Genomic DNA, 13,735 nt, shown 5'->3' with positions numbered 1-13,735 from the left:
CCGCGACGGCGGTGCCCGGTGTCCACAGGCGCCTACAGGCCCTCTACAGGCCGTACTTCTCGCGGGCCTCCTTGACGGCCGTGGCCTTCACCTCGCCGCGGCGGGCGAGCTGGGCCAGGGCCGCGACGACGATCGACGGGGCGTCGATGCCGAAGTGGCGGCGGGCGGCCTCACGGGTGTCCGACAGACCGAAGCCGTCGGCGCCCAGGGACGAGTAGTCCTGCTCGACCCACTGCGCGATCTGGTCGGGAACCTGACGCATGTAGTCGGACACGGCCAGCACCGGGCCCTCGGCGCCCTGGAGCGCCTGGCGGACGAACGGCACCCGCTCCTCGCCGCGCAGCAGCGCCGCGTCGGCCTCCAGCGCGTCCCGGCGCAGCTCCGTCCAGGACGTCGCCGACCACACGTCGGCGGCCACGCCCCACTCCTCGGCGAGCAGCCGCTGTGCCTGGAGGGCCCAGTGGATCGCCGTACCGGAGCCGAGCAGCTGGACGCGCGGGGCGTCGGCGGGCACGGCCACGCCCGCGGACTCGGCGGTGTTGAAGCGGTACAGGCCCTTGACGATGCCCTCGTCGATGCCCAGGCCCTGCGGCTTGGCGGGCTGCGGCAGCGGCTCGTTGTAGACCGTCAGGTAGTAGAAGACGTCCTGGTCCTCGCCCGGCCTGGCCTCGCCGTACATCCGGCGCAGACCCTCGCGGACGATCACCGCGATCTCGTAGGCGAACGCGGGGTCGTAGCTCAGGGCGGCCGGGTTGGTGGCGGCGATGACCGGGGAGTGCCCGTCGGCGTGCTGGAGGCCCTCGCCCGTCAGGGTCGTACGGCCGGCCGTCGCGCCGATGAGGAAGCCGCGGCCGAGCTGGTCGCCGAGCTGCCACATCTGGTCGGCGGTGCGCTGCCAGCCGAACATCGAGTAGAAGATGTAGAACGGGATCATCGCCTCGCCGTGCGTCGCGTACGCGGTCGACGCGGCGATGAAGTCGGCCATGGAACCGGCCTCGGTGATCCCCTCGTTGAGGATCTGGCCGTTCTCGGCCTCCTTGTAGTACATCAGCTGGTCGCGGTCGACCGGCTCGTACGTCTGGCCCTTGGGGGAGTAGATGCCCAGGGACGGGAACAGCGACTCCATGCCGAAGGTGCGCGCCTCGTCGGGGACGATCGGCACCCAGCGCCGGCCCGTCTCCTTGTCGCGGACCAGGTCCTTGACCAGGCGGACGAAGGCCATGGTGGTGGCCACGTTCTGGGAGCCGGAGCCCTTGTCGAAGGAGGCGAAGGCCTTCTCGGCGGGGGCGGGCAGCGGGGCCGGCGCGTGGATGCGGCGGGCGGGGGCCGGGCCGCCGAGGGCCGCGCGGCGCTCCTGGAGGTAGCGGACCTCGGGGGAGTCGGCGCCCGGGTGGCCGTAGGGGACCACGCCGTCGACGAAGTCGCTGTCCTTGATGGGCAGCTCCAGCAGGTCGCGCATCGCCTTGAACTCGTCCACCGAGAGCTTCTTCATCTGGTGGTTGGCGTTCTTCGACGCGAAGCCCTCACCGAGGGTGTGGCCCTTGACCGTCTGGGCCAGGATCACGGTCGGCGCGCCCTTGTGCTCGACGGCGGCCTTGTACGCGGCGTACACCTTGCGGGACTCGTGACCGCCGCGCGAGAGGTGGAAGCACTCGAGGATCTTGTCGTCGCTCAGCAGCTCCGCCATCCGGGCCAGCGCCGGGTCGGCGCCGAAGAAGTCCTGGCGGATGTAGGCGGCGTCGCGGGTCTGGTACGTCTGGACCTGCGCGTCCGGTACCTGACGCAGCCGGCGTACCAGCGCGCCCGTGGTGTCCAGCTGGAACAGCTCGTCCCAGGCGGAGCCCCACAGCGTCTTGACGACGTTCCAGCCGGCGCCGCGGAACTGGGCCTCCAGCTCCTGCACGATCTTGAAGTTGGCGCGGACCGGGCCGTCGAGGCGCTGGAGGTTGCAGTTGATGACGAAGGTGAGGTTGTCCAGTTCCTCACGGGCGGCGAGCGCGAGGGCCGCCGTCGACTCCGGCTCGTCCATCTCGCCGTCGCCGAGGAACGCCCACACGTGCGAGGCGGAGACGTCCTTGATGCCGCGGTTGGTCAGGTAGCGGTTGAAGCGCGCCTGGTAGATCGCGGAGAGCGGGCCGAGGCCCATCGACACCGTCGGGAACTCCCACAGCCAGGGCAGCCGGCGCGGGTGCGGGTACGACGGCAGGCCGCTGCCGCCGGCCTCCTGGCGGAAGTTGTCCAGGTGGTGCTCGTCCAGGCGGCCGTCGAGGAAGGCGCGGGCGTAGATGCCGGGGGAGGCGTGGCCCTGGATGTACAGCTGGTCGCCGGAACCGTCGCCCTCCTTGCCCTTGAAGAAGTGGTTGAAGCCGGTCTCGTACAGCCAGGCCGCGGAGGCGAAGGTGGCGATGTGGCCGCCGACGCCGTGCTTCGCGCCGCGGGTCACTATGGCGGCCGCGTTCCAGCGGTTCCAGGCGGTGATCCTGGCTTCCATCTCCGGGTCGCCGGGCACGGACGGCTCGGCGGCGGTCGGGATGGTGTTGACGTAGTCGGTCTCGAGAAGCTTCGGCAGCGCGATGCCACCCGCCTCGGCGCGCTCCAGCGTGCGGCGCATCAGGTACGCGGCGCGGTGCGGTCCGGCCTCCCGGGCGACGGCGTCCAGGGAGGCCTGCCATTCGGCGGTCTCCTCCGGGTCGCGGTCCGGGAGCTGGTCGAGCGCGCTCGGCTGGATGGCCTGGGGGTCGGTCATGTCGCCGCCTTCCTCGGTCGAAGGGGGTTCCCTCATCGGTAAGGGTTCGGGGTTGCCCTTGGTCTTTGGCAGGACAGGGCAGCGGACTCCGGTAGAAGTCCGTCGGCGACTTTAACTCCCTGATCGATGATCGATCAAAGGGTTGAGTGCGAAAACCTCTTGATTTGGAGAAAGTCGGCACGCGGTGCCTTCGGTACTGGCACCCGGTGACGCGTTCCGGGAGAGTTTTCGCAGGTGAGCGGGGGAATGCTCGGGTGCGTCAGGCGCGCGGGGCGCACCCCAGGACGTGCGCCTTCACCAGCTCCGCGATCCGCGGATCCCGGCGCTTGAACGCCTGCACCAGCTCCTCGTGCTCCTCCGCGTACGACTGCTGGACCGTGCCCAGCCAGCGGATGGACAGCGCCGTGAAGACCTCGATGCCCAGGCCCTCCCACGTGTGCAGCAGCACGGAGTTCTGCGCCGCGCGCACCAGCTCGCGGTGGAAGCCGACCGTGTGGCGCACCTGCGCCGTGCCGTCGGCCTCGCGGTCGGCCTCGTACAGGGCCAGCACGTGCGGCTCCAGGGCCGAGCAGTCCTCCGCGAGCCGCTCCACGGCCAGCTCCGCCGCGATGGCCTCCAGGCCCGCCCGGACCGGGTAGCTCTCCTCCAGGTCGGCCGCGCTCAGACTGCGGACGCGTACGCCCTTGTTCGGGGCCGACTCGATCAGGCGCAGGGACTCCAGCTCGCGCAGGGCCTCCCGGACCGGGGTCTGGCTGACCTCCAGCTCGGTGGCGATCCGGCGCTCCACGATGCGCTCACCCGGCTGCCAGCGCCCGCTGACGATCCCCTCCACGATGTGCTCGCGGATCTGTTCGCGCAGCGAGTGGACGACGGGCGCGGTCATGAGGGCTCCTTCGGGAGGGCTGACGTGTAGACAATACGGCGGGTTCGCTCCGTGGGCAGGGCGCGCGGGGGTGCTTCGGCGCAGGTGAGACGAGGCGCACACGGTGTGGGCGCCCCCAACGCCGGTGCCCCCGCCCGGATCTTCCCGGGCGGGGGCACCAGCGTGTGGCGGCCGGACGGCGCTACAGGCCCAGCTCGACCTCGAACTCGCCCGCCTCCAGGATCGCCTTGACCGCCGTCAGGTAACGGGCCGCGTCGGCGCCGTCCACCAGGCGGTGGTCGTAGGAGAGGGTCAGGTAGGTCATGTCGCGGACGCCGATGACCGTGCCCTCCTCGGTCTCGATGACGGCCGGACGCTTGACCGTGGCACCGATGCCGAGGATCGCGACCTGGTTCGGGGGCACGATGATCGTGTCGAACAGCGCGCCGCGCGAACCGGTGTTGGAGATGGTGAAGGTCGCGCCGGACAGCTCGTCCGGGGTGATCTTGTTGGCGCGGACCTTGCCCGCCAGCTCCGCCGTGGCCTTCGCGATGCCGGCGATGTTGAGGTCGCCCGCGTGCTTGATGACCGGGGTCATCAGGCCCTTCTCGGAGTCCACCGCGATACCGACGCTCTCGGTGTCGAAGTAGGTGATCGTGCCCTCGGCCTCGTTGATCCGGGCGTTGATGGCCGGGTGGGCCTTCAGCGCCTGGGCCGCCGCCTTGACGAAGAACGGCATCGGGGAGAGCTTGACGCCCTCGCGCGCGGCGAAGGAGTCCTTGGCCCGGGCGCGCAGGCGCATCAGGCGGGTGACGTCGACCTCGACGACCGACGACAGCTGGGCCTGCTCGTGCAGCGCCTTGACCATGTTGTCGCCGATGACCTTGCGGATGCGGGGCATCTTGACGGTCTGGCCGCGCAGCGGGGAGGCCTCCAGGGCGGGGGCCTTCTTCGCGGCGGGCGCGGCGGGCGCGGCGGCGGCCGGAGCCGGGGCGGCCTTCGCGGCCTCGGCGGCGGCGATGACGTCCTGCTTGCGGATACGGCCGCCGACGCCGGTGCCCTTGACGCCGGACAGGTCGACGCCGTTCTCCGCGGCGAGCTTGCGCACCAGCGGGGTCACGTACGCGCCCTCGTCGCTCGCCTGGGCGGCGGGCGCCGGAGCGGCCGGGGCGGCAGCCGGGGCCGGGGCGGGCGCCGGAGCCGGCGCGGACGGCACCGGGTCGGGGGCCGGGGCCGTGACCTGCTGCGGAGCCGGGGCCGTCGGCGCCTGCGGGGCGGCCGGGGCGGGCGCCGGAGCCGGAGCAGCAGCCGGGGCGGGAGCGGGAGCCGGGGCGGGCGCCGGAGCCGGGGCAGCGGCGGCGGGCTCCGCGGCCGGGGCGGCCGGAGCCGGGGCGGCGGCCGGAGCGGCGCCCGGAGCGCCGATGACGGCGAGCTTGGCGCCGACCTCGGCGGTCTCGTCCTCGTTCACCACGATCTCCAGCAGCACGCCGGAGGCGGGCGCCGGGATCTCGGTGTCGACCTTGTCCGTGGAGACCTCGAGCAGCGGCTCGTCGGCCTCGACGGAGTCGCCCACCGACTTCAGCCAGCGGGTGACGGTGCCCTCGGTGACGGACTCACCGAGCGCGGGCAGGACCACGTCCGTGCCCTCGGCGGACGAACCGCCGGCGGCGGCCTCGGCCGTCGGGGCCGGGGCGGGGGCGGCCTGCTCCGTGGAGGGAGCGGCCTGGGCGGCCGGGACGGACGCCTCGGCCTGCGCCGGCTCCGGCTCGGCGGCCGGCTCGGGCTCGGCGGCGGGGGCCGGGGCGGCGGCGGGCGCGCCCGTGCCGTCGTCGATCACGGCCAGCTCGGCGCCGACCTCGACGGTCTCGTCCTCGGCGACCTTGATGGAGGCCAGCACGCCGGCGGCGGGCGAGGGGATCTCGGTGTCGACCTTGTCGGTCGACACCTCGAGCAGCGGCTCGTCGGCCTCGACGCGCTCTCCCTCGGCCTTCAGCCAGCGGGTGACAGTGCCCTCGGTGACGCTCTCACCGAGCGCCGGAAGGGTTACGGAAACCGCCATGGTTTCGGTTGCTCCTAACGAATTGCGGAAGTCTGTGTCGTCGCGCCCGTGACCGAAGGCTCAGTCGTGGGAGTGCAGCGGCTTGCCGGCCAGCGCCAGGTGGGCCTCGCCCATCGCCTCGTTCTGCGTCGGGTGGGCGTGGATGAGCTGGGCGACCTCGGCCGGCAGCGCCTCCCAGTTGTAGATCAGCTGGGCCTCGCCCACCTGCTCGCCCATGCGGTCGCCGACCATGTGGACGCCGACCACGGCACCGTCCTTCACCTGGACGAGCTTGATCTCGCCCGAGGTGTTCAGGATCTTGCTCTTGCCGTTGCCCGCCAGGTTGTACTTCAGAGCGACGACCTTGTCCGCGCCGTAGATCTCCTTGGCCTTGGCCTCGGTGATACCCACGGAGGCGACCTCCGGGTGGCAGTACGTCACCCGCGGCACGCCGTCGTAGTCGATCGGGACGGTCTTCAGACCGGCCAGACGCTCCGCCACCAGAATGCCCTCGGCGAAACCGACGTGCGCGAGCTGGAGCGTCGGGACCAGGTCACCGACGGCGGAGATGGTCGGAACGTTGGTCCGCATGTACTCGTCGACGAGGACGTAACCGCGGTCCATGGCGACCCCGGCCTCCTCGTAGCCCAGGTTCTGGGAGACCGGGCCGCGGCCGACGGCGACGAGGAGGATCTCGGCCTCGAACACCTTGCCGTCCGCCAGGGTGACCTTCACGCCGTCCTGGGTGTACTCGGACTTCTCGAAGAAGGTGCCCAGGTTGAACTTGATGCCCCGCTTGCGGAACGCGCGCTCCAGCAGCTTCGAGGAGTTCTCGTCCTCGACCGGGACGAGGTGCTTCAGGCCCTCGATGACGGTGACGTCCGCGCCGAAGGACTTCCACGCCGAGGCGAACTCGACGCCGATGACGCCGCCGCCCAGGATGATCGCGGACTTCGGCACGCGGTCCAGGACGAGGGCGTGGTCGGAGGAGATGACCCGGTCACCGTCGATCTCCAGGCCCGGCAGCGACTTCGGCACGGAGCCGGTCGCCAGCAGGATGTGGCGGCCCTGGACCCGCTGACCGTTGACGTCGACGGAGGTGGGGGAGGACAGCCGGCCCTCGCCCTCGATGTACGTCACCTTGCGGGACGCGATCAGACCCTGGAGGCCCTTGTACAGGCCGGCGACGACACCGTCCTTGTACTTGTGGACGGCCGGGACGTCGATGCCCTCGAAGGTGGCCTTGACACCGAACTGCTCGCTCTCGCGGGCCTGGTCGGCGATCTCGCCCGCGTGCAGCAGGGCCTTGGTGGGGATGCAGCCCCGGTGCAGGCAGGTGCCGCCGACCTTGTCCTTCTCGATCAGAGCGACGTCCAGGCCCAGCTGCGCCCCGCGCAGGGCCGCGGCGTAACCACCGCTGCCACCGCCGAGGATCACTAGGTCGAAAACGGTGCTGGCGTCGTTCGCCACGTCACGTCCTCCATGCATGTGTGCCGCGCGCCGGGCACCCTGTCCATTTCGGGAGGTGACCGGCCGGTCGGCTGGTGTGCGGCCGCTTGATGCTTCGGCCCTTCGGTGGGGGCCCTGTCCTGCCGGGCTCCATCTTTGCACTTGTTCGAGGCGGACGAGACGCCGGGCCGGGGTGTGACGCACCCCACGTCCCCCGGGAGACGCGGGGCACGCGGAAGGGGCGCGGGGAACCGTGCGAACGGCTCCCCGCGCCCCGCGGGCCCGCGCCCGGCGGATCGCGCCGGGCGGTCGGGCGGACGTCAGCCGAGGTCGCCCGCGGCCGTCAGCTCCGCCAGCCGCACCAGCGTCCGCACGGCCGTACCCGTGCCGCCCTTGGGGGTGTAACCGAACGGGCCGCCCTCGTTGAACGCGGGACCGGCGATGTCCAGGTGCGCCCAGGCGATGTCCTCGCCCACGAACTCGCGCAGGAACAGGCCGGCGACCAGCCCGCCGCCCCAGCGCTCGCCCATGTTCGCGATGTCGGCCACGGGCGAGTCCATGCCCTTGCGCAGGTGCTCCGGCAGCGGCATCGGCCAGGCCGGCTCGCCGACCTCCTCGGCCGCCTCGTACACGGCGGAGCGGAACGCCTCGTCGTTGGCCATCACGCCGAACGTCCGGCTGCCCAGCGCCAGCATCATCGCGCCGGTCAGGGTGGCGACGTCCACGATCGCGTCCGGGTTCTCCTGCGAGGCCGCCCACAGCGCGTCGGCGAGGACGAGACGGCCCTCGGCGTCGGTGTTGAGGACCTCGACGGTCTTGCCGCTGTACATGCGCAGGACGTCACCCGGACGGACGGCGGAACCCGAGGGCATGTTCTCGGCCAGCGCCAGCCAGCCGGTGACGTTGACGGCGAGGCCCAGGCGGGCGGCGGCGACGACCGCGGCGAACACCGCGGCCGCACCCGCCATGTCGCACTTCATCGTCTCGTTGTGCCCGGCCGGCTTCAGCGAGATGCCGCCGGAGTCGTAGGTGATGCCCTTGCCGACGAAGGCCAGGTGCTTGTCCGCATCGGGGTGCGTGTACGACAGCTTCACCAGGCGCGGGGGCGCCTCCGAGCCGCCGCCGACGCCCAGGATGCCGCCGTAGCCGCCCTTGGCCAGCGCCTTCTCGTCGAGCACCTGCACCTTGAGGCCGTGCTCCTTGGCCGCGGTCTGCGCGATGCCGGCGAAGTCGGCGGGGGTGAGGTCGTTCGGCGGCGTGTTGACCAGGTCGCGGGCCCGGTTCAGCTCCTCGCAGATCGCGACCGCGCGGGCGAGCGCGCCCTTGTGGGCGGCGTCGCGCGGCTTGCCGCCGAGCAGCGTGGCCTCGGCCAGCGGCGCCTTGCCGTTCCTGGCCTTCGGGTCCTCGGCCCCGCCCTTGTAGGTGTCGAAGGAGTAGGCGCCGAGCAGCACGCCCTCGCCGATCGCCTCGACGGGGCCGGGGCCGTCGACGGGCAGCGCGAACGCGGCCTTCCGCGCCCCGGCGAGCGCGCGGGCGGCCACGCCGGCCCCCCTGCGCAGCGCCTCGGCGTCGTAACCGTCCTCGGCGTCCTCGGCGTCCCCGGTCCCGGGCTCGGCGCCCAGGCCCACCGCCACCACGAGCGGGGCCCGGAAGCCGGCCGGAGAGGGCAGCTTGGTCAGCTCGCCCTCGGCACCCGAGGCGCCGAGGGTCTCCAGGAGGCCGGCCAGCTTGCCGTCGTACGCCTCGTTCACGGCCTCGGCGCCCGGCGCGAGGACGGGCCCCTGGGCGCCCTTGGCGACACCGATCACGATCGCGTCGGCCCGCAGGCCGGGCGCCGCGGCGGTGCTGAGAGTCAGAGCAGTCACGGTGGTGAGATCTCGCTTCCGATGTGAAGTTGCTGTGGCCGATACGGGGTGGGTCGACCGGGCCCGAGAGCCGACCCTAGGTCCAGGCCCGGAGGCAGGTGGCACCGGGGCCTTCACCCTGTCGGCGAACACCCGGGACGAGACTACGCGCGTACCCCCGATCGCTCATTCCTTCGGGCGTTCACCCGCGCGTGGCGACATGGCCATTTCTCGCCCCGCGCACACGTGACCTGGGCCACACTCGACGGGTTCCGACGGGGTGACGACCCACCGGTTCGCAAGATTGCCACCGATCCGCCACGGGCTCACCGCGGCGGGTCCTCCGGGGGAGGAACCTGTCATGGCCCACCGCGCGCACCGCTGGAGAGCGGCCGGCGTCACCGTCACGGCCGCGGGGCTGTTCACGCTGGGGCTCGCCCCACCCGGCGCGTCGGCGGCGGCCGAGCCGCGCGTCGACCTCCGGGTGCTGGTCGTCGACGACGGCGCGGGCCCGGCCGGGGCGATCGCCGCCCAGCTGAGGAGCGAGGGCGTCCCGTACACCGTGCTCGACCTCGGTGACCCCGGGCGCCCCACGATCACCGGCGCCTTGCTGAGCGACACCGTCGGCGGCCGGCCCCGGGCCAGGTTCCAGGGCGTGGTCCTGCCGGACGAGGCCCCGTTCGGCGCGGACTCCGCCGAGCGGACGGCCCTGGAGACGTACGAGAGGACCTACGGCATCCCGCAGGTCGACGCCTACACCTGGGCCCACCCCGAGGTCGGGCTCGACTACGCCGACCACGACGGGTACATCGGCCCGCTGGACGGCCGCAGCGCCACCGTCACCCCGGCCGGCCGGACGGGCCCCTTGGGCTATCTGCGGGGCTCCTTCTCCTTCGAGGACGACACGCCCTCGGCGGACGAGAGCTACGGCTTCGTCGCCCAGCCCCGCACCGGCTTCACCAGCTACGTCGACACCCCCGTGCCCGGCGGCTCCGGCACCGGCACCCTGCTCGGCGAGTACGCGCACGACGGCCGCCGCGAGCTGGTCGTCACCTTCGCCTACAACCGGTACCAGCAGCAGTTCCGGGTACTGGCCCGCGGCATGGTCGAGTGGCTCACCCAGGGCGTGCACCTCGGCCAGGCCCGCGACTACTTCGCCGTCCACGTCGACGACGTCCTCGCGCCCGACGCCCGCTGGGACACCGAGCGCAACTGCACGCCCGGCGACATCGACTGCGCGGGCGGTGGCGAGGACACCGGGACACCGATCCGCATGACCGCGGCCGACGCGCAGTACGCGGCCCAGTGGGAGAAGAGCCACGGCTTCACCCTGGACCTGGCGTTCAACGCGGGCTCCGGCGAGGAGTGGAGGAGCGGCAACGGCGGCAAGGACCCGCTCGCCGACCAGCTCCTGAAGGACAAGGCCGCCTACCGCTGGGTGAACCACACCTACACCCACCTCTTCCTCGGCTGCGTCCAGGACACCTCGGCCGTGCCGTGGAGCTGCGCCAAGAACGCCGACGGCACGACCAGGTGGGTGAGCCGCTCCGACATCTCCGGCGAGATCTCCGCCAACGCCGGCTGGGCACTCTCGCACGGCCTGTCCGTCGACCGCAGTGAGCTGGTCACCGGTGAGCACTCCGGTCTGAGGACCCTGCCGCAGCAGCCGCAGGACAACCCGAACCTCGGGCCGGCGCTCGCCGCCGACGGGGTGAGGTGGACCGCCTCCGACAACTCCCGCGAGTCCGGGCAGCGCGCCGTCGGCGGCAGCGCGCTCACCGTGCCCCGCTACCCGATGAACGTGTACTACAACGCCGGCACCAAGGCCGAGATGGCCGACGAGTACAACTGGATCCACACCGCTGAGGCCGACGGCGGCAGCGGCGTCTGCACGGACAACCCGGCCTCCACCTGCCTGTCCGAGCCGCTGGACACCGCCACCGGGTTCACCGACCGCATCGTGCCGGCCGAGGCGCACACCGACCTCGGGCACGTGCTGAGCAACGACCCCCGCCCGCACTACGCCCACCAGTCCAACCTGGCCGAGGACCGCGTCCTGTACCCGGTGCTGGACCGGGTCCTCGCCGACCACCAGGCACTGTTCGCCGACGACACCCCCGTCGTGAACCTCCGCCAGAGCGCGATCGGCGCCGAACTCCAGCACCGGGCCCGGTGGCAGACCGCCCTCGACGCCGGCAAGGTCACCGCCTACCGCGTCGGGAACACCGTGACGGTCACCGCCCCGTCGGGGACGAAGATCCCGGTCACGGCACCGGAGGGCACCGAGCAGCAGTTCCTGCTCTCCTCCGCCGCCTTCGGCAAGCCGTACGCGGGCACGCGCTCGGCGTGGGGGACACCGGGCGCCCTCCAGACGGCACTCACACTGGAACTGCCGTAGGGGAGATGCCGAGGGGGCGCGGTAACGGGTACGGTCCCGCCCCCTTCGGACGCCGCCGTACGCCGTGGGCGGCGGCTAACGGCCGAGGCACAGCACGACGAGCGCGGCCGTCGCGGCCGTCTCCGCGAGCGCGCCGAACACGTCCCCGGTGATCCCGCCGAACCGGCGGACGCAGCGCCGCAGCAGTGGTTCGGCGGCGACGGTGGCGGCGACGACGGCGAGGGCGGTACGCACCCCGTCGTACCCGCCGAGACAGGCCCCCGCCGCGCCGGCCGCCACCACCACCCCGGCCGCCACTCCCAGCGCCGCGCCCCCGGGCACCACCGAGGCCACCGCCGCCCCCAGCCCCTCCGGGCGGGCGGCCGGCACCCCGGCGCGGGCGGCCAGGGTGAGCGCGAGACGGGCGGCGGTCGCCGAGACGACCGCGGCCAGCGCGCCCCGCGCCCAGGAACCGCCGTAGAGCTGGGCCAGCGCGGCCACCTGGGCCAGCAGCACCAGCACCAGGGTGAGCACCCCGAAGGGCCCGATGTCCGACTGCTTCATGATCCTCAGCGCGTCCTCGGCGGACTTGCCGCTGCCCAGCCCGTCGGCGGTGTCGGCGAGCCCGTCGAGGTGCAGCCCCCGGGTCAGCGCGGCGGGTACGGCGACCGAGGCCACGGCGGCGAGCGGCGGTCCCGCGCCGAGCAGGAGCAGCAGCAGGCCGAGTCCGGCCGCGCAGCCGCCGACGACGAGACCGGCCATCGGGGCGCACAGCATGCCCCCGCGGGCGGCCTCCCGGTCCCACCGGCGCACCCGGACGGGCAGCACGGTCAGGGTGCCGAAGGCGAAGCGGAGACCGTCGAGAGGGGAGGACGTGAGCACCGGCGCAGGTTACCCGGCGCCCACGGGGCCGCCTCCCGCCCCCGGGCGCACCCGGTCCTACCGAGACAGCCGGGCATATCCGGGTAATGTGCGCCTATGGGGCACTGGTGGGTGCGGAACATCGTCGAGCCGGGCAAGCTGCCCCTGCTGCTCGCCCTCACCGCCTTCGTGCTGACCTTCGTCGTCACCCGCGTCATCACCCGCCTGATCCGCGCCGGCAGGGGCCCGTTCGGCAACGTCAAGGCGGGCGGCGTGCACATCCACCACGCCGTCCCCGGGGTCGTCCTCACCGTCGTCGGCGGCTTCGGCGCGGTGGCCAGTGACCGGCACGGCGCCGGCGGGGCCGTCGCGGCCGTCGTGTTCGGCATCGGCGTGGGCCTGGTCCTGGACGAGTTCGCGCTGATCCTGCACCTGAACGACGTCTACTGGACCGAGGACGGCCGCAAGAGCGTCGAGGTCGTCGTGCTCACCGCCGCCCTGGTCGGCCTGCTGCTGGCCGGCTTCTCCCCGTTCGGCGTCAACGACCTGACCCAGCAGGAACTGGCGGACCGCGGCAGCGTCATCGCCACCATCGCCGGGAACTTCCTCTTCTCGCTCATCGCCCTGGGCAAGGGCAAGACCCGCACCGCGATCTTCGGCGCGATCGTGCCGCTGGTCGCGCTCGTCGGCGCCGTCCGGCTGGCCCGCCCCGGCTCCGCGTGGGCCCGCCGCTTCTACGGCGGCCGTCCCCGCGCCCGCGCCAGGGCGGCCCTGCGCGCCTACCACCACGACCGCCGCTGGGCCCGGCCGCGCCGCGCCGTTCAGGACTGGATCGGCGGCAAGCCCGACCCCCGCCCGGCGCGCCTGCCCGGCCACAGATGAGGCAGGGCCCGGGGCGGCACGCGGCCGTGCCGGTGCCGCACCGCCACCAGCAGGCACAGCAGCCCCACCGCCATCAGCGCGGCCAGATGCTCCTTGCCCGCCAGGTTCTCCTTCACCAGCACCTCGACGACCATCGACAGGGTCACCGCGCCCGCCGTCCCGTAGGCGCCGAACCGCCAGCTCACGAAGACCGCCAGCCCCACGACGGCCGCCGACGGGCCGGTGTCCACCACCTGCGCGTCGGTCCACGGCAGCCCGAACGGGGCGTGCGCGCCCAGCGTGATGCCGGCACGCGCGTACAGGGTCCCGGCGAGCGTGGCGACGTACGCGATGACCAGCGTCCGCCACCAGCCCAGACACAGCTCGGCGACCCCGAACACCAGCAGGAGCTGCGCCAGCGCCCCCCACACCGGCAGGTCCAGCGCCGGCACGAACAGCGACAGGGGAGTGCGCAGCAGGGCCGCCCACAGCGGGTCCTGGGCCCGCACGGCACCCAGGTCCTGCACCACCCGGTACCCCCACGGCTGGTTCTGCACGTACTGGAGCAACGCCGTCAGGCACACCACCCCGACGGTCATCGGCAGCGCCGCCGGGCCCCGCTCCCGCAGGGGCGTGCGCACGGTGTCGTACAGCAGCCCCCACTCGGCGCGGGCCCAGCGGGCGAGCGTTCTCATCG

The 13,735-nt window shown here is 73.0% G+C and carries 9 protein-coding genes; 2 read left to right on the top strand and 7 right to left on the bottom strand.

Annotation, left to right across the window (positions count from 1 at the left end; all coding sequences use genetic code 11):
* Window positions 1-43: 43 nt before the first annotated feature.
* From aceE to ABZ117_RS30040, 5 genes are all read right to left on the bottom strand, one after another.
* Window positions 44-2,746 carry a pyruvate dehydrogenase (acetyl-transferring), homodimeric type gene (gene aceE, locus ABZ117_RS30060; RefSeq protein WP_356825185.1) on the bottom strand — a complete coding sequence of 901 codons (2,703 nt, stop codon included), beginning with the start codon at window positions 2,744-2,746 and terminating at the stop codon, window positions 44-46.
* A gap of 259 nt (window positions 2,747-3,005) precedes the next feature.
* On the bottom strand, window positions 3,006-3,629 hold the full coding sequence (locus tag ABZ117_RS30055) for a GntR family transcriptional regulator (protein WP_356825183.1): 624 nt from the start codon (window positions 3,627-3,629) through the stop codon (window positions 3,006-3,008).
* Window positions 3,630-3,810: 181 nt separating this feature from the next.
* Window positions 3,811-5,667, bottom strand: a complete 1,857-nt coding sequence (sucB, locus tag ABZ117_RS30050; protein WP_356825181.1) for a 2-oxoglutarate dehydrogenase, E2 component, dihydrolipoamide succinyltransferase — start codon at window positions 5,665-5,667, stop codon at window positions 3,811-3,813.
* A 60-nt stretch (window positions 5,668-5,727) separates the two neighbouring features.
* Window positions 5,728-7,116 (bottom strand): dihydrolipoyl dehydrogenase, encoded by a 1,389-nt coding sequence (gene lpdA / locus ABZ117_RS30045; RefSeq protein ID WP_356825179.1) that lies wholly within the window; start codon window positions 7,114-7,116, stop codon window positions 5,728-5,730.
* Window positions 7,117-7,415: 299 nt separating this feature from the next.
* Window positions 7,416-8,960 (bottom strand): leucyl aminopeptidase, encoded by a 1,545-nt coding sequence (locus ABZ117_RS30040; protein WP_356825177.1) that lies wholly within the window; start codon window positions 8,958-8,960, stop codon window positions 7,416-7,418.
* A gap of 340 nt (window positions 8,961-9,300) precedes the next feature.
* On the opposite strand from ABZ117_RS30040, the gene ABZ117_RS30035 reads away from it, so the two are divergent.
* On the top strand, window positions 9,301-11,337 hold the full coding sequence (locus ABZ117_RS30035; protein WP_356825175.1) for a hypothetical protein: 2,037 nt from the start codon (window positions 9,301-9,303) through the stop codon (window positions 11,335-11,337).
* 75 nt (window positions 11,338-11,412) lie between these two features.
* Here the strand turns inward: ABZ117_RS30035 and ABZ117_RS30030 are convergent, their stop codons facing one another.
* Complete coding sequence (locus ABZ117_RS30030) at window positions 11,413-12,198, bottom strand: adenosylcobinamide-GDP ribazoletransferase (protein WP_356825173.1); 786 nt, start codon at window positions 12,196-12,198, stop codon at window positions 11,413-11,415.
* 96 nt (window positions 12,199-12,294) lie between these two features.
* Between ABZ117_RS30030 and ABZ117_RS30025 the strand changes: the two genes are divergently transcribed.
* Complete coding sequence (locus tag ABZ117_RS30025; RefSeq protein ID WP_356825171.1) at window positions 12,295-13,059, top strand: hypothetical protein; 765 nt, start codon at window positions 12,295-12,297, stop codon at window positions 13,057-13,059.
* Here ABZ117_RS30025 and ABZ117_RS30020 read toward each other — a convergent pair.
* Window positions 12,999-13,733, bottom strand: coding sequence for a hypothetical protein (locus ABZ117_RS30020; protein ID WP_356825169.1), 735 nt, complete (start codon window positions 13,731-13,733; stop codon window positions 12,999-13,001). The two genes, ABZ117_RS30025 and ABZ117_RS30020, sit on opposite strands and share 61 nt — an antisense overlap.
* Window positions 13,734-13,735: the final 2 nt, after the last annotated feature.

The organism is Streptomyces sp. NPDC006309, from assembly GCF_040613095.1.
Lineage (GTDB): Bacteria > Actinomycetota > Actinomycetes > Streptomycetales > Streptomycetaceae > Streptomyces.
The sequence above is the reverse complement of the archived record's forward strand: the minus strand, read 5'-3'. Positions and strand labels throughout refer to the sequence as shown.